The 24524-nt window shown below is 55.7% G+C and carries 19 protein-coding genes; 1 reads left to right on the forward strand and 18 read right to left on the reverse strand.

All coding sequences use genetic code 11. The annotated features are described in order from the left end of the window. Positions 1–40 precede the first annotated feature (40 nt). The 7 genes from ACJTMZ_RS05660 to cmoM all read right to left on the reverse strand — a co-directional run bounded on the left by ACJTMZ_RS05660 (position 41) and on the right by cmoM (position 10677). Positions 41–688, reverse strand: a complete 648-nt coding sequence (locus ACJTMZ_RS05660) for an MBL fold metallo-hydrolase (RefSeq protein WP_032619969.1) — start codon at positions 686–688, stop codon at positions 41–43. Positions 689–708: 20 nt separating this feature from the next. Then, the gene (locus ACJTMZ_RS05665) at positions 709–1260 is read right to left on the reverse strand and encodes a YcbK family protein (protein ID WP_003858202.1); all 552 of its coding nucleotides are present in this window, start codon (positions 1258–1260) and stop codon (positions 709–711) included. 175 nt (positions 1261–1435) lie between these two features. Next, positions 1436–3259 (reverse strand): L,D-transpeptidase, encoded by a 1824-nt coding sequence (ldtD, locus tag ACJTMZ_RS05670; RefSeq protein WP_032647901.1) that lies wholly within the window; start codon positions 3257–3259, stop codon positions 1436–1438. A 179-nt stretch (positions 3260–3438) separates the two neighbouring features. Beyond that, positions 3439–7887, reverse strand: coding sequence for a chromosome partition protein MukB (mukB, locus tag ACJTMZ_RS05675; protein WP_408626882.1), 4449 nt, complete (start codon positions 7885–7887; stop codon positions 3439–3441). Further along, entirely contained in the window at positions 7887–8591 is a 705-nt protein-coding gene (gene mukE, locus ACJTMZ_RS05680; protein WP_017384823.1) for a chromosome partition protein MukE, read from the reverse strand. The genes mukB and mukE overlap by 1 nt, the downstream gene beginning before the upstream one ends. Further along, positions 8572–9894, reverse strand: coding sequence for a chromosome partition protein MukF (gene mukF, locus ACJTMZ_RS05685; RefSeq protein WP_015570962.1), 1323 nt, complete (start codon positions 9892–9894; stop codon positions 8572–8574). The genes mukE and mukF overlap by 20 nt, the downstream gene beginning before the upstream one ends. 3 nt (positions 9895–9897) lie before the next feature. After that, on the reverse strand, positions 9898–10677 hold the full coding sequence (gene cmoM / locus ACJTMZ_RS05690) for a tRNA uridine 5-oxyacetic acid(34) methyltransferase CmoM (RefSeq protein WP_006809373.1): 780 nt from the start codon (positions 10675–10677) through the stop codon (positions 9898–9900). Positions 10678–10797: 120 nt separating this feature from the next. Here cmoM and elyC point away from each other — a divergent pair, with 120 nt between their 5' ends. Next, complete coding sequence (gene elyC, locus ACJTMZ_RS05695; RefSeq protein ID WP_252010838.1) at positions 10798–11577, forward strand: envelope biogenesis factor ElyC; 780 nt, start codon at positions 10798–10800, stop codon at positions 11575–11577. Here the strand turns inward: elyC and ACJTMZ_RS05700 are convergent. The 11 genes from ACJTMZ_RS05700 to aroA form a co-directional block, all read right to left on the reverse strand. Continuing rightward, positions 11554–12447 (reverse strand): YcbJ family phosphotransferase, encoded by an 894-nt coding sequence (locus ACJTMZ_RS05700; protein WP_003858216.1) that lies wholly within the window; start codon positions 12445–12447, stop codon positions 11554–11556. The genes elyC and ACJTMZ_RS05700 overlap by 24 nt on opposite strands. Before the next feature lie 142 nt (positions 12448–12589). Then, positions 12590–13336, reverse strand: a complete 747-nt coding sequence (gene kdsB / locus ACJTMZ_RS05705) for a 3-deoxy-manno-octulosonate cytidylyltransferase (protein WP_045343535.1) — start codon at positions 13334–13336, stop codon at positions 12590–12592. Further along, positions 13333–13515, reverse strand: a complete 183-nt coding sequence (gene ycaR / locus ACJTMZ_RS05710; RefSeq protein ID WP_003858220.1) for a protein YcaR — start codon at positions 13513–13515, stop codon at positions 13333–13335. Before ycaR ends, kdsB begins: the two co-directional genes overlap by 4 nt. Positions 13516–13560: 45 nt before the next feature. Then, positions 13561–14790 (reverse strand): winged helix-turn-helix domain-containing protein, encoded by a 1230-nt coding sequence (locus tag ACJTMZ_RS05715; RefSeq protein WP_045343536.1) that lies wholly within the window; start codon positions 14788–14790, stop codon positions 13561–13563. 43 nt (positions 14791–14833) lie between these two features. Beyond that, positions 14834–15811, reverse strand: coding sequence for a tetraacyldisaccharide 4'-kinase (lpxK, locus tag ACJTMZ_RS05720; protein WP_096205415.1), 978 nt, complete (start codon positions 15809–15811; stop codon positions 14834–14836). Then, on the reverse strand, positions 15808–17556 hold the full coding sequence (gene msbA, locus ACJTMZ_RS05725) for a lipid A ABC transporter ATP-binding protein/permease MsbA (RefSeq protein ID WP_017693697.1): 1749 nt from the start codon (positions 17554–17556) through the stop codon (positions 15808–15810). Before msbA ends, lpxK begins: the two co-directional genes overlap by 4 nt. Before the next feature lie 36 nt (positions 17557–17592). After that, positions 17593–19857: a ComEC family protein gene (locus ACJTMZ_RS05730; protein ID WP_077579772.1), complete on the reverse strand. Its 2265-nt coding sequence runs from the start codon at positions 19855–19857 to the stop codon at positions 17593–17595. Positions 19858–20068: 211 nt separating this feature from the next. Further along, a complete protein-coding gene (gene ihfB / locus ACJTMZ_RS05735) occupies positions 20069–20356 on the reverse strand; it encodes an integration host factor subunit beta (protein WP_003858233.1) in 288 nt (95 codons plus the stop codon). Between the two features lie 170 nt (positions 20357–20526). Next, complete coding sequence (gene rpsA / locus ACJTMZ_RS05740; RefSeq protein WP_003858235.1) at positions 20527–22200, reverse strand: 30S ribosomal protein S1; 1674 nt, start codon at positions 22198–22200, stop codon at positions 20527–20529. Positions 22201–22311: 111 nt separating this feature from the next. After that, positions 22312–22995, reverse strand: coding sequence for a (d)CMP kinase (gene cmk / locus ACJTMZ_RS05745; protein ID WP_015570968.1), 684 nt, complete (start codon positions 22993–22995; stop codon positions 22312–22314). Positions 22996–23180: 185 nt separating this feature from the next. Continuing rightward, positions 23181–24464 carry a 3-phosphoshikimate 1-carboxyvinyltransferase gene (gene aroA, locus ACJTMZ_RS05750; protein ID WP_017384828.1) on the reverse strand — a complete coding sequence of 428 codons (1284 nt, stop codon included), beginning with the start codon at positions 24462–24464 and terminating at the stop codon, positions 23181–23183. Positions 24465–24524: the final 60 nt, after the last annotated feature.

A 24524-nucleotide genomic window follows, 5' to 3' on the forward strand; every position in this document is an offset into this window, starting at 1 on the left:
AAAAAGCCTGCATCGCGCAGGCTTTTTTATTTTACCGGGTTTACCAGACAGGCATTTCATCCTGAAGGAACGGGTTATGCAACCGCTCATCGCCCAGCGTCGACATCGGTCCGTGTCCAGGGATAAACGTCACATCATCACCTAACGGCAATAACTTCTGCTTAATCGACTGAATCAGCTGACCGTGATCGCCGCGTGGGAAATCACTGCGTCCTACGCCCCCTTTGAAAATCACGTCACCGGAAATCAGCAGGCGCGACACGTCATCAAAGAAGACAATATGGCCGGGCGTATGCCCGGGGCAATGCAACACCTGTAAAGTTACATTCCCTACGTTAACGCGATCGCCTTCGTTCAGCCAGCGGTCCGGTGTCAGTGGCTGACACTCATCCAGACCAAACATACGGCTTTGGGCAGGTAGCCCCTGAAGCCAGAACTCATCTTCTTTTTCCGGGCCGATAATCGGCACACCGTAGTGTTCAGCCAGTTCTGCCGCTGCACCCACATGGTCGAGATGGCCATGGGTGAGTAAAATCTGCATCAGCGTTACACCGCTGGCAGCGACTTCCTGCTTGATTGTCCCGGCGTCTCCACCGGGATCGACAAGCGCGGCCAGTTTAGTTTGTTCACACCAGATCAATGAACAGTTCTGTGAGAACGCGGTAACCGGAATAATACGATAGTTCATACTGCTCCTGTGTTTCGTTATTACCAGTGCCGAACCGGCCCGGTATCAATATGCACAAAGTTGCTACGTGGGTAGTATCCTACACCACCTGCGCGCATAGATAACGCCGCTTTGCGAATATTGGCTAACGAAACGCCTTCAATATGGAAATCCATCGCCTGCCCTTTAGTGTGATAGCTTTTTTTCGCTACCCCACGGCTGTGGGCGCGCAGTTCATTGTTGGTATCCAGAGAGCGATAGCCAGAAATGAGTTGCACCGGCCTTTTGGTCCCCAGCAGTCCCTGCAAGCGGTAAAGCTGATCGAATAATCCAGGGTCGATGGCTTTGATTTTATTCGCGCGGAAATCACGGAAAAAATGGTTGAGTCTTGCTAATTCATCCTGAATATAGCCTCTGCCATCGAAAAATTCCGCTTTAAGCGTCTCACCAGTATGCAGATTGTTGAGCGTTAAAATACGCGGACGAGGTGTCGAGAGGGTGGCAAATGCTGGCGTCGGAAGGATGGCTGCTGCGCCCAGCGCAACGCCACCTAACGCCAGCAATTTGCGGCGATTAGCGTCAAATTTGTCCATGATAATCAGGTCTACAGGTAAAAGAAATTGTCAATATGCTTAGCGCACGAAGGGCACCATAACTGGCAAAGCTTGCTACGTCAAGGCGCCCAACCCCAGTGAATACGCGGCTTGCAGACAGATCGCCTCATATTCACCATAACTTACGACAATCATTTTTACCGAACTACTTCATTTACCTGATTAATTGTTCCGCTTTTGGCAAAATTTGTGCGCCGGATCGCGCTGTCAGATCATAATTGTAAATATCTGTACGATACTGGGTGCGTCCGTCCGCGCCTACAAACGCCGTCAGATAGTAAAGATTGACCGGAATATTGTGGCGAATATTGACGTAACGCGTATCCCCCTGCTTCAGGGCATCTGATATCCGCGTATCGTTCCAGCCTGCATCCTGCAACAGCATATTCGCCAGCTCGGAGGCCTTATTCACGCGGACACAGCCCGAGCTGAGCGCGCGTGCATCTTTCTGAAACAGATTATGGTTCGGGGTATCATGCAGGTAGATAGCGTCCGAACTTGGCATATTGAATTTGTAACGTCCCAGCGAGTTATGTGCGCCCGGTGCCTGCTGGAAACGGAACGGCAGGTTCGAAGGCGTAATCGTTGACCAGTCGACCATCCAGGGGTCAATCGCTTCTTTGCTGTTCCAGCCCCGCATCACCGTATAGTTGTGTCGCTCCAGATAACCCGGGTCATTCCAGACCTTAGGCAGGATATCTTTGCGCGCCAGCGTCGGCGGCACGTTCCACGGCGGGTTAACCACCACGTTATTCAGCGCGCTGCTCATCATTGGCGTTTTACGGTCAGGTCGGCCGACAATCACGCGGGACGCCAGCACTTCGCTACCGTCCTGATAGTAGACCAGGGAGTACGCCGGAATGTTGACCATAATGCCGGTGGATAACGTGCCCGGCAGCAAGCGCAAGCGCTGGATATTCAACGCCAGCACCCCTGCCCGCTGGGCCGGAGAGACGTTCAGCCAGTCGCGAGTAGATGGACCAATCACGCCGTCAGCGCCAAGCCCCTGCGCGGCCTGGAACTGCTTCACTGCGGCGACCAGCTCGCGATCGTAAGCGGCGGGCTTATTGCTCAACGCAACGGCCGTTTTCTCTTTTACCGGCGCCGACGGGCTGACGACCGCATTTTGCGTCTCGTCACCGGGCAGAGCAATTTTAGGGCCGCTGTCAAGAATGCCGGAGCGTTTCATAATTTCGCGGATCGCAGGCACATCGCTGCTCCACTGCCCCGGACGCAGCGTTGTGGTGCCACGCAGCTGAGGCCACGGGCGGGAATCCGCAACCAGCTCAAGAAGCGACTGATGCATCGTGGCATATTGCGGATGGGCAGGCGCAAGGCTTGCGATAAAGCGCGGCAGTTCGCCGTTATCCAGCGACAGCTGCCACTGATTAATGACGGACAGCGCAGGCGTCGCCAGCTTGTACGGTTTACTGCTGTATAACCAGCGGTTGCCGTTCACCGAAATCCCCGCCACAAACTGTAAGTAGCCCATCATGGCATCAGACAGCACCACGTCACGCGCCTGTCCGGTAACAGCAGGGTCGGTCAGGAGTTCAACCCAGGTCGTGAACTGCGGCTGAAAACCTGCAATCGCCACTTCAGCCAGCTGCTGCTGGAAGGCACGTACCGCCTCGCGATTTTCCCACATCGGTTTCATATCGCGCGCAGCGTAAAGCAGCGTGAGCTGGTTAATATAAGCGGGAGTATAGCCCGAGGGCAGGCCGGTCATAAGCTGCTGGCGTAATGATTCAGTATCGATGCCTTCCGGCAGCGGTTTAATGCCGGCCATGATGGCCGTCGCCGGAGACTGATCCAGCGGTTGTGACAGCGACGTCGGCTGCGCGCCCATCGTCGCGGAGCTGTCAGTCGGTACAATTTCAGGCTCATCGGCCTGAGCGGTAAACAGTGGAGCAAACATCACTGTCAGGCACAAACTCAGCGCAGACAGCTGACGACCACGATTTTTCTTAAGCAACATCCCTTGCCCCCTGTTTTTCACGACATGCCCATTATTCTGGAGCTTTCCTTCAGTATAGAAAGGCATACTCGCTGCTGCCTTACCTTATGTAAAGAAGTTTAAAGATAACGCAGCCCTGAACACAAGTTAAGTGAATAAAAAAAGCGGCGCCTGAGCGCCGCCCTTTATCACACCCCGCGTTAAGAGGCGTCAGCCGTGCCCGGTAAAGACTCCGGTGGCTGCGGGGCGAAACCACGCAGGCCCACGACGTGTACGTGTTCACTGTTCTGAAACACCTTACGCACCAGCTTATAGGTTGTCCCTTTTTCCGGACTGATGTTTTCCGGCGCCGCGATAATGAGCTGCATATCGAGTCGCTCGCAAAGCTCAAACAGCGTGGCGATGGAGCGGGCGTCGAGACGCGCGGCTTCATCGAGGAACAGCAGACGGCATGGTGAGATGTCTTTGCCGCGCAGACGACGCGCTTCATCTTCCCAGCTCTGCACCACCATCACCAGAATCGACATACCGGTACCGATGGCTTCACCGGTAGAGAGCGCACCGGATTCCGCGCGCAGCCAGCCGTCTGAGCCACGGTTAACCTCAACTTCCATTTCCAGATAGTTGCGGTAGTCCAGCAGCTCCTCGCCGATGGTTTGCGGCGTACGCTGGCCCATGTCAATCTGCGGATTCAGACGCTGATATAGCTTCGCCAGCGCTTCAGAGAAGGTCAGGCGGTTACTGTTGAACAGATCCTGATGCTGTTCGTGCTGTTCAGACAATACGTCCAGCAGCGTGGAGTGCGCCTCACGCACGTTCACGTTCAGCCGCACGCTGTTGACCTGGCCAAACGACACGCTTTGCAGGCCCTGGTTCAGCTGGCGGATACGGTTCTGCTCGCGCTGAATGGTTTTGCGAATGATGTTCGCCACGCTGCGGGAGCTGATCGCCAGCTTCTGTTCACGGGAAGTCAGCTCCTCCGTCAAACGGCCCAGCTCGATCTCCATCTGTTCGATCGCTTCCACCGGATCGTCGGTACGGATGATGTCCTGACGAATACGCTCGCGTAAGTGCTGATAAACCGCCACGAAGAACTGAATTTTGCGCTCAGGACGCTTCGGATCTTCGGACATACGCAGCACGTCGCGCAGGTGTTCGTTATCCGCCACCGCCAGACGCAGCGCGCCCAGCGCCTTATCCGACATAGAGCGCAGTTCATCGGCTGACAGGTACGCCAGCTCGCGACGATGCAGACGACGCTCCACGTTGTTATCTTTCACCATGCGCATCACCGCGCACCACCCCGCCTTCGCGGTCACAACCTGTTCACGCATCTCGTGATAGTCACGCTCCAGCTTGCGCAGGCGTCGCGTCAGGTTGTCCATCTCTGCTTCACAGAAGGTCAGCGCTTTTTCCAGCTGATTACGACGCGCGCGGTTGTTACTGAGCTGAGCATGCAGCTCATCGCGGCGAATACGCGCCCGCTCTTCTGCACCGCTGTCGGCGCGCACGCCGATGTCCTGCAACTCTTTATGCAGATCGTTTAACAGCTCTTTCTTGGTGTCGAAGGAGCTTTTCAGCGAGGCCATGACCTGGCTGTACTGGCTCAGCTGTGCGGCGTGAGTACGCATCGCTTCACGGGCGCGCGTACGCTCTGCTTCGGCCTGCTCAAGACGCTCGCGCAGCTTTTCATTAAGATCGCTGTTCCCGCTCAGCATTTCTGCTGAATCGGAGTAGCCGAAGTGTGCGCGACGTTGCACCACTTCCGTCAGGGCAAACGCCTGCTGACGCGCTTCGCGCTGCACCTGCTGTGACCAGGCATAATCCTCTTTTAACTGCTCAAACTGTTCCGGGTCGCTCTGGAGAACGGAAACCATCGGCTCCAGTTTTGCCAGCTGATTGCCGTGCTGCTGCACAAAGCGCGCCGCTTCCTGCGCTTCGTCCAGACGTTCCTGAATTTCGTCCACGCGGTCGGCGAGCGTATCGTCCGCCAGCAGGTTCAGGCGCGGCAGGATGCGGTTAAGGGCCGCAACGCCCTCTTTCGCCTGCTCGAACTGCACGCGGCTTTGCTGGTTGTCATTTTCATGGCTGGCAAGCGCACGCTCCAGCTCACCACGGCGGGTGTTGAGCTTGCGGATTTCAGCTTCCGGATCGGGCTCAAAGGCAACGCCCAGGTGGCTGCCGATAAAGCGGCTGAACGCCTGATGCAGACGTTGCGTTTTTTGAACATCAAACGACAGGGTTGCAAAACGCTCAGAAAGCGTTTCGCGCTCGGCGTGCAGGCTTTCAATACGGTTTTCACGCGCGGCGCGGCCAAACAGCGGCAGTTCCGGGAAGCGCGAATAGCGCCACTGGCGATCGGCGATTTTCACCACCACCGCTTTTTCCAGCTCGTCGACGCTGAATACGCTGTCATCAAACGACTGCGGATCCCCTTCGATGAGGTAGAGATCTTCCGGGCAGTCTTCCAGCCCTGCAAGCTGGTCCGAAATCAGCGACAGATCAGGCACCACAATCGCGTTACGGGATGGACCGTACAGCGCGGAGAAGTACGGCGCATCGTCCAGGCCGACATCGTCGTAAATTTCAGACAGCAGCACGCCGCCGAAACGCTCGGCTAAGGCATTCAGGCGCGGATCTTCTGAGCCGCCAGGCTGGCTTAAACGCTCAATCTCTTCATCGACGTCAAGCTTGCGCGCACCCACTTCGTCACGCTCAACAATCGCTTCACGCTCGCGCTCCAGCAGCTGTTGCATGTATTCGGTGACGTCCTGGCTGGAGGAAAACTCCTGGCCACACTGTTCGCTGAGCTGGTTCAGGCTGCTTTGTGCGGCCAGCCAGATCGGCGCACGCTGTAAGAGCGTCTTCGAACGGGACTGAAGCTGTTCCAGCTCCTGACGCAGCGTCATGCGCTGTTCGCTGGCGTTCGATACGGTATCGGACAGGGCCGCAATACGCGCTTCCAGCTCCTGGTGCAGGGCCTCAAGCTCGTCGAAATCGTAATTTTTACCCTGACGCTTGCAGAATTCCGCCAGCAGACGCTCGGCTTCCTGCTGTTCACGCAGACGCTGTTCCAGCTCGTTCAGGCGCATGCGCAGCGGCTGCACCTGCTCGGCCAGATGGCGTTGATTGACGCCGTCGCGCAGCAGCTCACGGGCAACGTCCCACGCTTCGTTACGCGCCAGCGGACCGTTAATCGCCACCACCAGCTGGTACGCCTGCTCAAACTGGCTATGCGCCGTTTGCGCCACGCTCATTTTCTGATCGAGAGAAAGCAGTTTCTCAGTGGCTTCCTGCTCTTTGGCCTGGAAGGTATCCAGCCATTCGTCAGCGCTTTCCGGGGTCAGGTCCGGCAGATGGCACAGCTCTTTGGCACGCTGCAACGCCTGCAACGCCTGGTTGTACTGAATCGCACGCGTCTGCTGCACGTCCAGCGCCTGCTGGTAGTCAGCGAGCTGGCTTTTCAGCTCATCCACTTCCAGCTCGGCGGCTTCCGCGCGGGCTTCGTTCTCTTCCTGCAAATCGGCGGCTTCGGCCACCACTTCATTTTGCTCTTCAAGACGTATTTGCAGCTCATCCAGATCGGCTTCATAGCGCTCGATTTTTTCCTGCTGACGCAGCGCGGTCTGCACCAGGTTCAGATGATCGCTGGCAGCCTGGTAATCGGCTTCCAGATCCCCTTCCGCACCGTTGTGCTCGCCCAGTTCGCGCGCCATTTCGACATGCTTATATTGCTCGGCCACCAGCTGTTTGCGAGAGGTAAACAGCTCGCGGCGGTATTCCAGCGCCTGATCGAGATGAATACGGCGCTCGTTGGCGTGGCGCATATAGTCCGCCGCCACGTAGTTGGTGGCTTCGCTGATCAGGTGCTTAAACAGGTCGCGGTCAGACTGTGTGACGCGAATCGCTTCCAGCGTCATGCGGTTTTCACGCAGCGCGGCTTCCATATCCTGGAAAGCCTTACGCACGCCGCTGTTTTCCGGCAGCAGGTAGTCGCGCAGGGAGCGGGTAATGGCGCTGGAGATACCGCCGTACAGGGAGGCTTCAATCAGACGGTAGTATTTACTACGATCTGACGCGCTGCGCAGACGACGGGCTACCACACCGAGATCGAACATCAGAGAGTGGTAGTCGGTAATGGAGTTAAACTGCTTAAACTGCACGCCTTCGATGGCTTCCAGCTTGTCTTTCAGCTCCTGGAGCGTGAGGACGCGCGCCTGACGTTCATTCAGGGTTTCCGTCAGCAGCGCGGTCGGCTGTACGGAGGTTGGCAGCCCCTGGATCGCAAACGGTTTGATATCTACTTTACGGTCGCGACCGGCAACCTGTTGCAGGCGCACGCCTACAACCACGCGCTGATGACGGGAGTTGATCACGTCCAGTACGGAATAACAGACGCCCGCTTTCAGCTTACCGTGCAGACCTTTATCGCGGGAGCCGCTCGTGGCGCCCGCTTCGGTGGTGTTACGGAAGTGCAGCAGGGTCAGGTCAGGGATCAGCGCCGTCACGAAGGCCGCCATGGTGGTGGATTTACCCGCCCCGTTACCGCCGGAGAGCGTTGTCACCAGCTCATCCAGATCGAAGGTTCGGGCAAAGAAGCCGTTCCAGTTAATCAGCGTTAGTGAGCGAAATTTACCGCGTTCAATCATTACTCTTCCTCCCCGCTATCCGGCTGATTCTCTTCGTGCTCATCATTGAGCTGCAAATGGTTTTCCACCGGCATCGCTTCACCGTCACGGATCATGCGCAGCTGCGCTTCACGCGCATCGTCACCCGCACGCACGTCGGCGCCAAAGCGGAAGACCGATTCGGTAATACGGAACTTGCTGCTGTCGTGCCCCATGAACCAGACCATTCCCAGACGGCGCAGACGGTTCAGGGAAGAGCGAACTTTTTCCTGTAATTTCTGACGGTCCAGATCGGACCCCGTTGAGCGGTTATTCACCAGCTTGAGCAGTTTGCTTTCATCCGCCAGCGACAGCAGCTCATCGTAAAGCTCCTGCTGGGTGAAGATCCCTTCATTCGCCAGACGTTCCGGGCTGAGATAGAGGTAGCAGAGAATTTTGCCGACCATCATATCCAGTTCGGAAAGCACCGAGCGCGGAATAAGCGTGGTAGAGCGCGGACGCAGGTAGAAAAACCCTTCCGGCGCGCGGATCAGCTCAACGTTATAGCGAGCGTAAAACTCTTCCAGGTACTCCTGAAAGTCCATCAAAAAGGCGTGATTATCCAGCTCGTCAAGGCCAATGTGACGACCGGCACGCAGCTGGCTGTCCAGCGCCGGAAACAACGGATTCGCCAGCGCCTGTGCCAGCTTAACTGGCATCACGTGTTCAATATTTGTCAATGACATGCGCCTGTACCTTGGCTCCGTAATCGTTAATCGGCTGCCACTTCGGCGGCAGTCCGGTGAAATCGGCTTGTGCGATGCCCAGGCGCACCGCCTGGTCTACAACAATGCGGGCAACATCGAAGTGGCGCGCGCGCGGATACTGCGCCAGATAGTCGCGTACCACGAGGCCAAGATCCAGCGGTGCTTGTCTGGTTTTGTAGACAGCAAGCTGTTCTTCGATCATCGCCGCAAGCTGCTCGCGAATTTCGTTAAATTCTTCGTATTCCAGATCCGGCGGCAGTTCACCGGTGACCTCTTCATCACGCAGCGCCATCTCTTCGTCGCGCATATCCAGCAGACGATCGGCGTTGGCGTAGGTCAGCGCCCACGGCGCATCGAAGTAGGTCTGTACCGACTGGCGCAGACGTTGAGCAAAGACGCGATTCTTATCCATATCGATGGCGGTACGGATAAATTTATGCACGTGGCGGTCGTAACCGATCCACAGGTCGATCGACTGCTGGCCCCAGCTGATAATGCGGTCAAGCTTGCTCTGCAAATCAAACACCAGACGGTCGATAAAATGCAGATCGTCGTGCGCCATCGTCGCGTCCTGAATGCGTAGCAGATTGGCCTGTAGCTTATCTCCCGCCGCCTCCAGCGTATCCTGCAACTCACGCAGCGTACCCGACGTTTCTGACAGCAAGAGTTCACAGCTGGAGATGGCCGCACGCCAGTCTTTATTAAGCAGTTGAGCGATATCGTCTTTCACCTGCTGCTGCTGTTCGTCCATCAGACGTTGAGTCAGATCGATACTGTCGAAAATCTCTGCAACCGAATATTTCAGCGGCGCGTAAACGTTGCGATGCCAGTGGAATTCGTCACCGTTTTCATCAGCCGCGTCGGCGGCACGCTTCAGCTCGCCTGCAACAATAGAGAGCTGCATGGAGAGACGCAGCGTGGAAAATTCGCGCTGGCGGATGTAATAGTCGGTAATGCCAATGCCCAGTGGCGTAAGACGATAGATGGCGTTTCCTTCCGCCTGCTCGCTGGTAAAGCGGTTCAGCAGACGTTGACGCACCATATCATTGATTGCGTTGTTGGCACGCACGCTAATGGTTTCGCTGGTTTGCTCAAACGCATCACTGACGTGGCGGAACGCATCCACCAGTTCGCCTTCACTCATTTCGCCATCCAGGCGTTCGCCGTTTAGCGTCGCAACCGCCAGCAGGAATGAGAGTCTGTCTACCGGCAGCGAGATGGAGAAATCGTTTTTCCTGGCCCAGGCAACCAGTTCGGGGACTGTCTGGGAAAATTCACTCATAGATTATCCTTGCATCTGCGGCTTGCGCGCGGTGACGTGTATATAGCGGCCAAGGCTCAGATAAGGCTCCTGGCGGCAGTACCGCGTCTCTATTTCTGTTAAGGCGTCTAAACAGTCATCCTGTTTTTGTTTATCACGCAGATAATCATGAAACACCCTCACGCCGGTTTTGCCAGTAATTTCCCAACCGATCTCCTCCAGCCAGCCATAGACCTGCTGCGGTTCACGGGGGAAATCCGGTGAAAGCGTGCGTCGTTTCTTTTTATACATGCCCTGCTGTACATAGCCAAAATTGCCGACCAGCACGTTTCGCATTAGCAGGCCGTTGGCATTGTAAAACATCAGCGATAACGCACCGCCCGGGCGCAACATCGACCACAGCGTTTTTAACATCGCTTGTGGTTCAGCTACCCATTCGAGCACAGCATGAAACAATATCAGATCAACCTGCGTTTCCAAATGCTGCGGAATGTCCTGAGCGGCGCAATGTATAAAATGCATGTTGTCGCTCACACCTTTCTCTTCTGCCGCTCGCCCTGCGCGCGCAACCATCTCGGCAGAAAGATCGCAAAGCGTGACGTGATGTCCCCGCTGCGCCATCAGAATTGCAGTCTGACCTTCCCCACCGCCGGCATCCAGCACGCGCAACGGTCGGTCACCGAATTCAGCCAGCAGCTTGTCCAGATCCTGCCAGAGGATCGTCTGACGAAGCTGACCTTTGGTGGTGCCATAAATGTTGCGCGAAAACTTTTCCGCGATGTCATCAAAATTGCGATCCCGCATTGGGAGGGTTCCACTCACTGCAAAACCGCTATTTTGTCACACCCGCGCGGAGAATGAACCACTCTGGTGTAATATCACCGACAATCGCCTGCTGTATGGTTAAAAAAGGAACCAAAAAGGATGCTTTTTACCCTAAAAAAATATATTGGAGGCATGATGCTTCCCCTTCCCCTGCTGTTGCTTCTCATCGCGCTGGGGCTGGCATTGATATGGTTTAGCCGCTTTCAGAAAAGCGGTAAATCCCTCGTTACCATGGGCTGGCTGGCGCTGCTGTTACTCAGCCTGCAACCGGTCGCTGACGGTTTATTACGTCCGATTGAAAACACCTACCCGACATGGCAGGGAAATCAGAAGGTGGGCTATATCGTGGTGCTGGGCGGCGGGTATACCTGGGATCCGAACTGGGCGCCCAGCTCAAACCTGATCAACAACAGCCTGCCGCGCCTGAACGAGGGGATCCGCCTGTGGCTGGCCAATCCGGGATCGAAGATGATCTTCACGGGCGCTGCGGCAAAAACCAACCCGGTCAGTACCGCTGAAGCAGGAGCAAGAGTGGCTGAATCGCTTGGCGTACCACGTTCCGCCATCATCACGCTGGATAGCCCAAAAGATACCGAAGAAGAGGCAGCGGCGGTGAAACAGGCCATCGGTGATGTACCGTTCCTGCTGGTGACCTCTGCTTCACACCTGCCGCGCGCAATGATTTTCTTTGAGAAGCAGGGCCTGCATCCGCTTCCTGCTCCGGCAAACCAGATGGCTATTGACGCCCCGCTCAATCCGTGGGAACGGATAATCCCGTCCCCGGTATGGCTGATGCACAGCGATCGTGTCGGCTACGAGACGCTTGGCCGCCTCTGGCAGTGGCTCAAAGGTTCGTCAGGCAAGCCAGGGCAGGAGTGATTTTGCGGCCAGATCGAAACTGGCGCGATTAAAGCGCCCGGTGTTGACCAGCTGCGCCACCTCATCCCAGAGAAGATAGAGCCAGCGTCGCCAGAGAAAGGCCTCCGCAACGGGAGCGCGCTGAAGATAGTGCCAGAGCAAATCTTCCGCCGCCCCGCCCTCGCTCAGCCTGAACAGTTCGTACTCGCGCGGCGCCCAGAGCATGATCCCCGGCCCGACCATCGCCAGCAGCTGGTCGCTGCGCGAGTCTTTAAGCATACTGCGCAGCGTGAAATTGCCGTGAACCAGCACGCAGTTGTCGTTAAAGCCCTCAAACAGCGTCGGCAGACACTCCCGGGTGCGGAATAAAATACGTTTGTCCTGCATCGTTAAACCGGTGTTGTTGAACTGGTTCAGCGTGCCCCACAGCACTTCAACACGCTGGCGATACCACAGCGGCCACAGGTTTTCCTGGGTGCTGTCCACCGCGCCAACAAGACCCCGGCTGTCCTGCCGATGCCAGGCAAGCAGAGCCTCGACAATCTGATCTTTCAGCTGTTCCCAGCGCTCCGGTGTACGCGTCGGGGCTTCAACAGAAACCCCGCGTAAACGCTCGATAAGCAGAACATCCGGGCCGGGATGCTCCTCATGGGTCATCACGCCGTAGACCGTCGGCATACGGACTGTCCCTTCTCGCGCCAGCATCGACATTTTCCAGGCCAGCTGTCTGGCGACGCCCGGCGAGGTAAAACTTCTGGCCATCAGCGGCATGGGGTTTCCCTGACTGTCGTACAACGACCAGAGTGCGGTATCGGCCTTTTCATTCACGCATTCCACCCGGCTTAGCTTTTCGCCAAGGAGATGGCTGAGTTCAGCACGCAGCTGTTCCATATGAGATTACCCCCATTAAGACTACTGCTTTTATAATGAGCGCGCGAAACCCGGATGTCACCCGGTAGAGATCAATAATGAAAAAGAAAAGGAAAATAGCCTGGCGGGAGAGCATCCCCCCAGACGAGGGGATGCCAGCGAATTAACGCATTTCGACGCGTACGCGCTCGAGATCTTCAGGGGTATCCACGCCGGTGCCTGGGATTTCCTGGGCAACCGCAACGTGAATTTTCTCGCCGTACCAGAGCACGCGAAGCTGTTCGAGCATTTCGATATGCTCCAGCGGGCTTGGTGCCCAGCCGACGTAGCGACGAATAAAGCCGGCGCGGTAGCCGTAAATACCGATGTGGCGCAGGAAGGTTTCGCCGATTGTCTCTTTCGATTGCGCGAAACGATCGCGATCCCACGGAATGGTGGCGCGGGAGAAATAGAGCGCGTAGCCCTCTGCGTCCATGACCACTTTCACCGCATTCGGATTGAACGCCTCTTCAGCGTGGTGAATCGGCACCGCGAGGGTCGCCATCCCGACCTGACGCTGTGCCAGGTTGTCGGCCACCTGACGGATAATCGCCGCCGGGATCATCGGCTCATCGCCCTGCACGTTCACAATCACCGTCTCGTCGCTGAAACCGCATTTTTCGACGACTTCCGCCAGGCGCTCGGTGCCTGACTGATGATCGGCACGGGTCATGCACACTTCCCCACCCGCGGCCTCAACCGCGCGCGCAACATCCGGGTGATCGGTGGCGACGATGACGCGTCCGGCGCCCGATTCGCGTGCCCGTTCAAGGACATGCACAATCATCGGTTTGCCATTGATATCCACCAGTGGTTTACCTGGCAGGCGTGTTGAAGCATAACGCGCAGGGATAATGACAACAAAACTCATGGTTTGATCTCTTCTGCCACCAGTGAACGGGCTTCATTTTCCAGCAGGACCGGAATACCGTCACGCAGCGGGAACGCCAGGCTGTCCAGTTTGCAAATCAGCTCTTGTTTATCCTGGCTGTAATACAGTTTGCCGTTGCACACCGGGCAGGCAATAATTTCAAGTAAACGGTGATCCATAGTTCCTCCGTATGGGTAATCGCTAAAGCTTATCACATTCCCTTTTCAGGGAGTGCCTGTTTCCCAGCCACCTCGACGGGTCGCAAACAGCCCCGCAGGCACGCGACCGAGTACAATTTCATGCGCCCCCTGCCAGCGCGCAAATTCACTGAGCGCAGTCGTTAACCCTTTTTCCAGGCCAGCCGTCACCTTTATGCCCTCTTCAAGCCAGAGCGCGATAATTTCAAGTATGCCGGTTTTACGATGCATTTTAGCGTCCATGCGCCCGACTAGCTGGCCTTCGTGCAGCAGCGGCAAAACAAAATAACCATATTGCCGCCTGGGCGCCGGGGTGTAGCATTCCAGACGGTAGCTGAAATTAAACAACTGCCCGGCCCGCTTTCTGTCCCAGACAACGGGGTCGAACGGCGACAGCACGGCACTGTGGGTCGCCTGGAGTTTGCCCTCCTGCGCCTGCGCCAGCAGTGGGAATAAATCCGCATGCAACCACATTTCACCTAACGACTCTACCGAGACCGGCATGACGCGCTGTTCGCGCTGCCACGATTCCAACAGTGGTTTTAGCTGCGGCTGACGCAAACGATAATAATCCGCCAGCCACTGTGGGCGGAAGATGCCAAGGCTGCGGGCGCTATTCCCGAGCATGATGGCTTCGGCTGCGTCCTGAGACAGCAGGTCACGCGTATCGTCCCAGTGAGGCATAACGCGGTGTGTGAGGTCATAGACGCGCTGAAAGTTGCGACGCTCGACCACCATCACTTTGCCCGACGTAAACAGCCCTTCAAGATGGCGTTTGTGCGGTTTCCACTCCCACCATCCACTTGCCCCTTTTCGCGGGTGTTCAAAATCCGCGGAGCGTACCGGCCCGTTTTCCTGAATATGGGCAATCAGTTGCTCTATTTCATCCGCGTGTTCCACCATCCACTCCTGACGGTATTTCCAGCCCATTTTGTCCGGGGCGAGCATGCGGTGACGCACCAGTGCAAAATCGCTGCGCGGGAGAAAACAGGCTTCATGCGCCCAGTATTCCATCAGTTCGCCCTGACTTAGCGCATTATCCAGCCACTGCGGAGGATAGTTTCCCAGGCGGCTAAACAGGACCAGATACGGGCTACGCGCCACGATGTTAATGGTGTCGATTTGCAGCAACGACATGCGTTGCACGGTAGAGAGGATATCCGCTGGCTGCGCGCGGCGGCGGGGCTTTTTCAGAAGCCCCTGGGCGGCAAGATGCAAGTTTCGTGCGGCTGCAAGTGAGAGTTGCGGTAGAGACATGCGTTTTCCTGTCAGTCAAAGCGCCACCGGAACCGCGTAGAAGTTACTGCACTAACGCGAGCAGTTCCTTGAGCAAATGTTCCGGCTGTTCGCCGCTGAGTTCGGCGTCAACCGGCAGATACCACCAGTTTTCTTTCGCAAAGGCCCGGCATTTTACCGCGTCTTTTTCCGTCATGATCAGCGTCTGACCCGGCGCTGCCAGCCTTTCAACCTCTTCGGCAACTAACGCCTGGTGATCGGCAAGCGGTACTCGTTTTTCCAGCCGCGCGCCGCACTGCTCCAGCGTTGCGAAAAAACGCGGCGGATGACCTATACCGGCCATCGCAACCAGATGTTCCAGTTGCGCGACGTCTATGCGCTCGCCGGTCAACATATTCACGGCCTGTCCGGGACGAAGATACATCGGGATTTCGCCCGCTCTGGCTTCACCACCGTTCACAATCACGGCATCGACGCTCTTCAGGCGCGACGCTCGCTCACGTACAGGACCGGCTGGCAGCCACCAGCCGTTGCCAAAACGCCGAACGCCGTCAATGACCACGATCTCTTTGTCTCGCGCCAGCGCGTAATGCTGCAAACCATCATCGGTAATAACGATTTGTACGTTATGCTCCGCAAGCAGTGCCTTCACGGCATCACTGCGCACCGGCGATACCGCAACCGGCGCGCCGGTACGCTGGTAAATTAGTACCGGCTCATCACCGGCTTCAGCGGTTGTCGTAGCTGGGCTCAGCACCAGTGGATACTGCGCCGCTTTACCACCGTAACCGCGTGAGACAACTCCCGGGCGGATACCGCGCCTCTGGAGCTGTTCTACCAGCCAGATCACCACTGGGGTTTTGCCGTTTCCACCCGCCGTCAGGTTGCCGACCACCACCACCGGTACCGGTGCGCGCCAGGCGCGCTTGATCCCGAGGCGGTAAAGCAGACGAATAGCACCGCTCACCAGGCCATACAGCCAGGAGAGCGGGAGAAGCAGCACCCACAGAGGGGATTCACCCGACCAGATGCGTGCAATCATTGACCGAACTGCATTTTATGAAGCTGCGCGTAAACACCACGCTGTTCCAGCAGGTCCGCATGGCTGCCGCGTTCAACGATCACGCCATCTTCCACCACCACGATTTCGTCAGCCTGTTCGATGGTCGACAGGCGGTGCGCGATAACCAGCGAGGTACGGTTTTTCTGTAATTCATCCAGAGCAGACTGGATAGCGCGTTCAGATTCCGTATCCAATGCGGACGTTGCTTCATCGAGGATCAGAATCGGGCTGTTGCGCAGCAGCGCGCGGGCAATCGCGATACGCTGACGCTGACCACCGGAGAGCAGCACCCCGTTTTCGCCAATGATCGTATCCAGACCGTTATCCATTTTGTTAATGAAGTCCATCGCATAGGCCATACGCGCCGCATTCTCAATCTCTTCACGGCTGTACTCTTCGGTACGGGCATAGGCAATGTTGTTCGCCACCGTATCGTTGAAGAGATGCACGTTCTGCGAGACCAGCGCGACCTGGTTACGCAGCGACTGGAGGGTATATTCCCGCAGGTCGTGACCATCAAGCAGGATCTCGCCCTGGTCGATATCGTAGAAACGGGTAATCAGGCTGGCAATGGTCGACTTGCCCGAACCGGAACGACCGACCAGCGCAACGGTTTTACCCGCCGGGATGGACAGGCTGATATCACGCAGCGCCGGCACTTCACGGCCTGGATAGGTAAAGGTGACGTTACGGAATTCCAGGTCGCCTTTAGCGCGCTCGATCACGCGTGTTCCTTCATCTTTTTCCTGTTCGGAATCGAGGATGCTGAACAGCGTCTGACAGGCTGCCATCCCGCGCTGGAACTGGGCGTTGACGTTAGTCAGCGATTTCAGCGGACGCATCAGCGCAATCATGGATGAGAACACCACCGTAATGGTACCCGCAGTCAGGGTTTCCATGACGCTCGGGAAGCTGGCGGCATACAGGACGAAGGCCAGGGCCAGAGAGGCAATCAGCTGAATGATCGGATCGGAAATCGACGAGGCCGATACCATTTTCATTCCTTGCAGGCGCATTCTGTTGCTGACCTTGTCAAAGCGTTTGGTTTCGACTTCCTGACCGCCGAAAATCAACACTTCCTTATGGCCTTTCAGCATCTGCTCGGCGCTGGTAGTCACCTGCCCCATCGTATTCTGCATATTTTTACTGATGTTGCGAAAACGCTTTGATACCACGCGGATCGCGATGGAGACAATCGGCGCCAGCACAATAAGGATCAGCGAGAGTTGCCAGCTGTAATAGAACATCATCGCGAACAGGCCGATGATGGATGCGCCTTCACGCACAACGGTAATCAGTGCGCTGGAAGAGGACGACGCCACCTGCTCTGAATCGTAGGTAATACGCGACAGCAGGGTGCCGGTTGACTGTTTGTCAAAGAATGAGACCGGCATCCCCATCATATGGCTGAATAACCGACGGCGCATGGTCATCACCACTTTACCGGATACCCAGGAGATGCAGTAGCTGGATACATAGCTGGAGATTCCGCGTAAGATCATCAGCCCAATAACCACCAGCGGCATCCATAGCAGCACTGAACGATCCGTTTTACCGAAACCGTCATCCAGTAACGGTTTGAGAAGCGATAACATAAACGTATCGCTGGCTGCGTTGAGGATTAACGCTACGCCCGCCACGATCAAGCCTGTTTTGAAAGGAGCAATCATCGGCCAGAGCCGGCGGAACGTTTGCCACGTGGAGAGATCTTTGTCGTTATGCATTCAAAAAACCAGCATTTGTTGAAATAGCCGCATATTCTACCCGTTATCTACGGGCGCGCCAAACCACTGATGATACCAACGCGGTAAATAGTGTTCGCGTAAGCGACGAATTTGCCGACTATGGTGCGAAAAGGTCACAGATATCTGCCCGGAATGCGGGGTATCAAGCCAGAGATATCCCTCCGTTCGATAGCGCCGGACCACTTTAATAGAAGGGAAACGCCACGCGTTATAGCGAGCCATCGAGGCCAGCGAAACCTGCCCCTCTACGCGCTGTAGCAACGGTGTTGAAGATGACGTGTTACTTCCATGATGCGGCACCTGAATCAGTGTAGACGCAAGCTGACGCCAGCGGTGGCTAAGCATTGCCAGTTCTGCCTGCGCTTCAATGTCTCCGGTCAGTAAAACGCTCTGTTCGCCGTCATCGATTTTTACCACGCAGGAGCGGTTGTTACCTTTCGCCGAGGTGTTTTCGGGTGGCCAGTGCACGGAGAACGTTAAACCCTGCCACTGCCATCGCTGTCCTCGAAAGCACGGAAGATGTCCGGACCAGGATAAGGGGCTCCTGATCCACATTGCGGGCCAGGCAGCTTTTAGCGATGCCAGTCCCCCCGCGTGGTCGAGATGTTCATGGCTCAGGATCGCCCCTTCCGGTTTCAGATGATGCCAGCGTAGCCAGGGGATAATCAGCTGCTGCGCACTGTCCCCACCGGGCCATGCCAGCCCGGTGTCATACAGAATGGCCTTCCCGTGACGCTCAATGACCATCGCCAGCCCCTGCCCTACATCCAGCATATGCAGGGACCAGCTGTCTGTTTTAACCCTGTGCCAGAGGGGAAAGGCCAGCACCACGCTGCCTGCCAGACAGACTGCGGGTGCTGCGCTGAAGGCCCTGAATCGCCAGCCAATGACCAGCAGCCACGGCAGTAACGTCAGGTATTGCCAGCGTTCATCAACGTCCTGCCAGCCATTCGGTAAACGCATTAATAGCCAGAAAAGCCCTGCCAGAGATTTATCAGTAGCCAGCCAGACGATACTTTCCAGCACAGCGACCGGAAACAGATGCAGAAACATGCCGAGCAGGATCAGCGGAACTGAGATAAACGTGACCAGAGGAACGGCAAACAGGTTCGCCACCAGCGAGGAGAGGCTGAAACCATGGAAAATCAGGACCTGAAGCGGCAACAGAAGCAGCAGCATTCCGACCTGCAAATACAACAGCGTAACCAGCGGCCGCAGGCACCGGCCACGTTGCCAGTGCGGGAGAGGCAACCACTGATACCAAAAAATAAGCGCGGCGACCGCAAACGCTGACAACGCCAGGCTTTGTGACAGGACCGCCAGTGGATCGAAAACCAAGATCGCCGCCACGCAGGTAAGCCATACCTGCCAGGGCGACCACTGGTGACCGCTCATTTTTAATGCTGCCAGTACCACAAGCGCGATAACCGTGCGCAGCGCGGGCGGCTGCAAGCCCGTTAGCCATGCGTAAAACGCGGCAAAAATCAGCCCTGCCAGCAAGGGGATTTGCCAGATAATCCAGCGGCCCGGCAGGAAGAACTGGATGCCCCGCGCCAGAAACCAGATGACAGAAGCGGCCAGCGCAATATGTAATCCCGAGATTGCCATCAGATGCATCGTTCCGGTATCACGCATCAGGTTTTTTATCTCCCGCGAGACCGACAGCCGCTCCCCCATCCCCAGCCCCAGGATCACGGGTCCCCACTGATATGCTGAAAGAGTATTCTGTAGTGATGTCAGGTATTGCGCACGCAGACTACAGCCTTCGTCAACGAGCGCCGCATGGGTAAACCGTCCACTCAGCGTCTGGTGTCGGGCAAAGGCATTTTTCTGTGAATCATAGCCGCCATCGTTGAGTTCTCCGTGTACCGCCCTGAGCCGCAGGGTCATTGCCCAGCGTTGACCCACGCAGACGTTATGCGGCAAATAGTTGCCATACAGCGCCACGCCCATGGCAGCCCACACGCGTTCTCCATTGAGGCTGACAATCCTTCCCTGATGCATCGTTGCGCCGTCCGTTGCGGTAATGACCACCTCGGCCTGCTGCGGTGCTTGCGTTAAATAGTTCATCTGCCACACGCTTTCCTGAGCGGCCAGGATCCCCCAGCACATAAAAAGCAATGCGAGGCCTGAAAACCTGAGCCATTTTCTCTGCTGTACGGATAACGCAATTCCTGCGGCAATCAGCAACCAGACAATATGCAAATCAGGCAAAACGGGTAACCAATAGAGCGGGATTATGGCCAGAATGGCGCACATACTGATAACGTGGATCCCCATCTTCACCTCCATGTTTCAGGCGATTATGCGGCGGGACTGATGCGTCGTCAGACAGAAAAAACGTGATTTACAGCGGGCGCTGCAACGTTTTAAGCGCTTACAGCAAAGAGAAAATTTAAATGCGGCGCGTATTCAGAAATGCAGGGGCGGGATACAAAAAAAGCACCCTAAGGTGCTTTCTTTAAACTCAGTTTAACCCTGATGATTAAACTCAGTTACCGTAAATATTGGCGCGATCGCGCAGTTCTTTACCCGGCTTAAAGTGCGGAACATACTTTCCTTCCAGCTCCACTTTATCGCCAGTCTTCGGGTTACGCCCGGTACGTGGTGCACGATAGTGCAGAGAAAAACTACCGAAACCGCGGATTTCAATGCGCTCGCCCTGGGCAAGAGTGGTAGCCATATGCTCCAGCATCTCTTTAACGGCATCTTCCACAGCCTTGGCAGGGATATGCGGTTGCTGACTGGCAAGTCTTTCAATCAATTCTGACTTGGTCATGATTCCTCCGGTTCCTTTCAAACCCATTAGCTGAACAGCTTATTAAACAAGGGCGGCCGTAGCCGCCCTTTGTTATTGATTACAGGACGAATCCTGCAATCTGTCAAGTCTGCTCTCCATCCTTCGCGCTGTAAATGCGTTACAGCTCAAATGATGGTGCGAACCTGAACTTACTCGCCTTTAGCTGCTTTGAAAGCTTCAGCCATTGCGTTGTTAGAGAAGTTTGCATCTTCCTGTTTGTTCACAGTTGCGATTGCATCTTTCTCATCAGCTTCGTCTTTAGCACGAACAGACAGGCTGATTGCACGGTTCTTACGGTCAACACCGGTGAACTTAGCTTCAACGTCGTCACCAACGCTCAGAACCAGAGTTGCATCTTCAACGCGGTCACGTGAAGCTTCGGAAGCGCGCAGGTAACCTTCAACGCCGTCAGCCAGTTCTACGGTTGCGCCTTTAGCGTCAACAGCAGTCACTTTACCGTTTACGATTGCGCCTTTCTTGTTCAGTGCAACCCAGTTGTTGAACGGATCTTCTGCGAGCTGTTTAACGCCCAGGGAGATACGCTCACGCTCTGCGTCAACTTGCAGAACAACTGCTGCGATTTCGTCGCCTTTTTTGTATTCACGAACTGCTTCTTCGCCTGCAACGTTCCAGGAGATGTCAGACAGGTGAACCAGGCCATCGATGCCGCCGTCCAGGCCGATGAAGATACCGAAGTCAGTGATAGACTTGATTTTACCTTCAACACGGTCGCCCTTGTTGTGGGTTTCCGCGAACTGCTGCCATGGGTTGTTTTTGCACTGCTTCAGGCCCAGGGAGATACGACGACGTTCTTCGTCGATATCCAGAACCATCACTTCCACTACATCACCAACGTTAACAACTTTGGATGGGTGGATGTTTTTGTTGGTCCAGTCCATTTCGGAAACGTGCACCAGACCTTCAACGCCTTCTTCGATTTCAACGAAGCAGCCGTAGTCAGTCAGGTTGGTAACGCGACCAGTCAGTTTAGTACCTTCTGGGTAACGCTTAGCGATAGCTACCCATGGATCTTCGCCCAGCTGTTTCAGGCCGAGGGATACACGAGTACGCTCGCGGTCGAACTTCAGCACTTTAACAGTGATTTCGTCGCCCACGTTCACGATTTCGCTTGGGTGCTTAACGCGTTTCCACGCCATGTCGGTGATGTGCAGCAGGCCATCAACGCCGCCCAGGTCAACGAATGCGCCGTAGTCAGTGAGGTTCTTAACGATACCTTTGACTTCCATGCCTTCCTGCAGGTTTTCCAGCAGCTGATCGCGTTCTGCGCTGTTTTCGGATTCGATAACGGCACGACGGGAAACAACAACGTTGTTACGCTTCTGGTCCAGCTTGATTACTTTGAACTCAAGCTCTTTGCCTTCGAGGTGCAGGGTGTCACGGACTGGACGAACGTCTACCAGAGAACCTGGCAGGAACGCACGAATACCATTCAGCTCAACAGTGAAGCCACCTTTAACTTTGCCGTTGATAACACCGACCACAGTTTCAGCTTCTTCGTAAGCTTTTTCCAGCGTGATCCATGCTTCGTGACGTTTAGCTTTCTCACGAGACAGCAGGGTTTCGCCGAAGCCGTCTTCTACTGCGTCCAGAGCAACGTCAACTTCGTCACCAACCTGGATTTCCAGCTCGCCCTGGGCGTTTTTGAACTGCTCAGCCGGGATGGCAGACTCAGATTTCAGACCGGCGTCAACCAGTACAACGTCTTTGTCGATAGCAACAACAACGCCACGAACGATGGAACCCGGACGGGTTTCGATTTCTTTTAAGGATTCTTCAAACAGTTGAGCAAAAGATTCAGTCATGTTTAATCTTCAGGTTAATATTAACGTCCACCTGGCTCCGTGCCGGATGGGGTTGTTTCACATACCCGCCGTCAATCCATTGCAGCGGGGGTACTGCTAAATCGGTCGCGATTACGCGAGTGCCAGTTTTTGGCGCGCATATTGTAGCGCTTTTTCAATCACTTGCTCAATAGTTAAACTGGTTGAATCCAGCACTAATGCGTCTTGCGCGGGAACAAGTGGTGCGACGGCGCGGTTACGATCGCGGTCATCGCGCTCTTTTATCTCGGATAAAAGGCGATCAAAGTTAACACTAAACCCCTTTTCCTGCAACTGAAGCATGCGGCGTTGAGCACGTTCTTCTGAAGAGGCGTCAAGGAAAATTTTCACTGGCGCATCGGGGAATACCACGGTTCCCATGTCGCGGCCGTCGGCGATCAGCCCCGGCGCTTCACGGAAACCGCGCTGGCGACGTAACAGCGCTTCACGAACGCGTGGGAAAGCCGCCACCTGAGAGGCCGCATTGGCCACTTCCTGGGTACGGATTTCACCGCTGACATCTTCCCCTTCCAGGATCACTTCAAGGTTGCCATCGGTCGAGACAAAGCGCACATCCAGATGCGCAGCCAGCGGTACCAGCGCTTCTTCAGACGCAACATCCACATGATGATGCAGCGCAGCCAGCGCCAGCACGCGATAGATTGCTCCCGAATCTAAAAGATGCCATTGCAATGCTTCCGCCATCGCTTTGCACAGAGTACCTTTCCCTGCGCCACTTGGCCCATCAATGGTGATTACCGGGGCAATTGCCGTCATCTTTTTCTCCTTAATTAAGGCATACCGTTTACATGAACGCCGCGCATTATACGCGCCAACGTGCGCAACTGTTACCTTTGCGTGCAAATTACGGAATGATTGAAGCAGAGTGTAGAAGAAATGAAAGAGGATGAGTGTCAGAAAGCGTAAGGAAATGCCGCATCAGGTGATGCGGCATACCATCATCAGGCCAGGGTGCTAATGCGCGCCAGCTGTTCGAAGTAGTCCGGGAACGTTTTTGCCGTACACTTCGGATCAAGGATAGTGACTGGCGTATCTGACAACGCCACCAGCGAGAAACACATCGCCATGCGGTGATCGTTGTAGGTGCCAATTTCTGCAAATTGCAGTTTTGCCGGCGGCGTGACGCGAATGTAGTCTTCGCCCTCTTCTACCTCAGCCCCCACTTTACGCAGCTCGGTTGCCATCGCGAACAGGCGGTCCGTCTCTTTCACACGCCAGTTGTAAATGTTTCGCAGCGTGGTGGTGCCTTTCGCAAACAGCGCAGCGGTGGCAATGGTCATCGCCGCATCCGGAATATGGTTCATATCCATATCGATGGCGTTCAGCTCACCGTGGGTACAGGAGATGAAGTCATCGCCCCAGGTCACCACCGCGCCCATTTTTTCCAGCACGTCAGCAAAACGGATATCGCCCTGCACGCTGTTGCGGCCAATGCCCGTCACTTTTACCGTACCGCCTTTAATCGCACCTGCGGCAAGGAAATAGGAGGCGGATGAAGCATCGCCTTCAACCAGGTAGTGGCCCGGGGACTGATACTGCTGCGCTCCGCGCACCACGAAACGCTGATAAGACTGGTTTTCCACCTCAACACCAAAGGTGTTCATCAGGTGCAGGGTGATATCAATGTACGGCTTAGAAACCAGGTCGCCTTTAATGTTGATGACGGTGTCCTGTGGTGCCAGCGGTGCGGTCATCAGCAGCGCGGTCAGGAACTGGCTGGAAACGCTACCGTCAACCTCAACATTGCCGCCAGTGAATCCCCCGCGCAGACGCAGGGGCGGGTAATTTTCCTGCTCAAGATAATCAATCTGCGCGCCGCCCTGACGCAGGGCATCCACCAGATGGCCGATCGGACGCTCTTTCATTCGCGGCTCACCGGTCAGCACAATATCGTTACTCCCCAGACACAGCGCAGCGGCCAGAGGACGCATCGCGGTACCGGCGTTACCCAGGAAAAGCTCCAGCGCTTCAGCAGAATGTAACGCGCCGCCGTTACCGGTGACTTCACAACGGGTACGATCGTCAGACAGCGCGTACTGAACGCCCAACGCTTTCAGTGCATTGAGCATATGGCGCACGTCATCGCTGTCCAGCAGATTAGTGAGGACGGTGGTGCCGTTTGCCAGAGCTGCCAGCAGCAGAGCGCGGTTCGAGACACTTTTTGAACCAGGCAGATTAATGGTGCCATCTACCCGCGCGATAGGTTGTAACGTCAGGGATTCCATGAAACTCAACTCTCAACTCAACATAATAAAAACCCCGCAGGAACGCTGCGGGGGTGAAAA

It is taken from the genome of Enterobacter sp. DN (genome assembly GCF_046054285.1).
GTDB lineage: Bacteria > Pseudomonadota > Gammaproteobacteria > Enterobacterales > Enterobacteriaceae > Enterobacter > Enterobacter hormaechei_C.

Bases quoted from the DNA above. Each gene is read 5' to 3' on its own strand.
- ACJTMZ_RS05660 (WP_032619969.1), bottom strand. From the start codon at position 688: ATGAACTATCGTATTATTCCGGTTACCGCGTTCTCACAGAACTGTTCA.
- ACJTMZ_RS05665 (WP_003858202.1), bottom strand. From the start codon at position 1,260: ATGGACAAATTTGACGCTAATCGCCGCAAATTGCTGGCGTTAGGTGGC.
- ldtD (WP_032647901.1), bottom strand. From the start codon at position 3,259: ATGTTGCTTAAGAAAAATCGTGGTCGTCAGCTGTCTGCGCTGAGTTTG.
- mukB (WP_408626882.1), bottom strand. From the start codon at position 7,887: ATGATTGAACGCGGTAAATTTCGCTCACTAACGCTGATTAACTGGAAC.
- mukE (WP_017384823.1), bottom strand. From the start codon at position 8,591: ATGTCATTGACAAATATTGAACACGTGATGCCAGTTAAGCTGGCACAG.
- mukF (WP_015570962.1), bottom strand. From the start codon at position 9,894: ATGAGTGAATTTTCCCAGACAGTCCCCGAACTGGTTGCCTGGGCCAGG.
- cmoM (WP_006809373.1), bottom strand. From the start codon at position 10,677: ATGCGGGATCGCAATTTTGATGACATCGCGGAAAAGTTTTCGCGCAAC.
- elyC (WP_252010838.1), top strand. From the start codon at position 10,798: ATGCTTTTTACCCTAAAAAAATATATTGGAGGCATGATGCTTCCCCTT.
- ACJTMZ_RS05700 (WP_003858216.1), bottom strand. From the start codon at position 12,447: ATGGAACAGCTGCGTGCTGAACTCAGCCATCTCCTTGGCGAAAAGCTA.
- kdsB (WP_045343535.1), bottom strand. From the start codon at position 13,336: ATGAGTTTTGTTGTCATTATCCCTGCGCGTTATGCTTCAACACGCCTG.
- ycaR (WP_003858220.1), bottom strand. From the start codon at position 13,515: ATGGATCACCGTTTACTTGAAATTATTGCCTGCCCGGTGTGCAACGGC.
- ACJTMZ_RS05715 (WP_045343536.1), bottom strand. From the start codon at position 14,790: ATGTCTCTACCGCAACTCTCACTTGCAGCCGCACGAAACTTGCATCTT.
- lpxK (WP_096205415.1), bottom strand. From the start codon at position 15,811: ATGATTGCACGCATCTGGTCGGGTGAATCCCCTCTGTGGGTGCTGCTT.
- msbA (WP_017693697.1), bottom strand. From the start codon at position 17,556: ATGCATAACGACAAAGATCTCTCCACGTGGCAAACGTTCCGCCGGCTC.
- ACJTMZ_RS05730 (WP_077579772.1), bottom strand. From the start codon at position 19,857: ATGGGGATCCACGTTATCAGTATGTGCGCCATTCTGGCCATAATCCCG.
- ihfB (WP_003858233.1), bottom strand. From the start codon at position 20,356: ATGACCAAGTCAGAATTGATTGAAAGACTTGCCAGTCAGCAACCGCAT.
- rpsA (WP_003858235.1), bottom strand. From the start codon at position 22,200: ATGACTGAATCTTTTGCTCAACTGTTTGAAGAATCCTTAAAAGAAATC.
- cmk (WP_015570968.1), bottom strand. From the start codon at position 22,995: ATGACGGCAATTGCCCCGGTAATCACCATTGATGGGCCAAGTGGCGCA.
- aroA (WP_017384828.1), bottom strand. From the start codon at position 24,464: ATGGAATCCCTGACGTTACAACCTATCGCGCGGGTAGATGGCACCATT.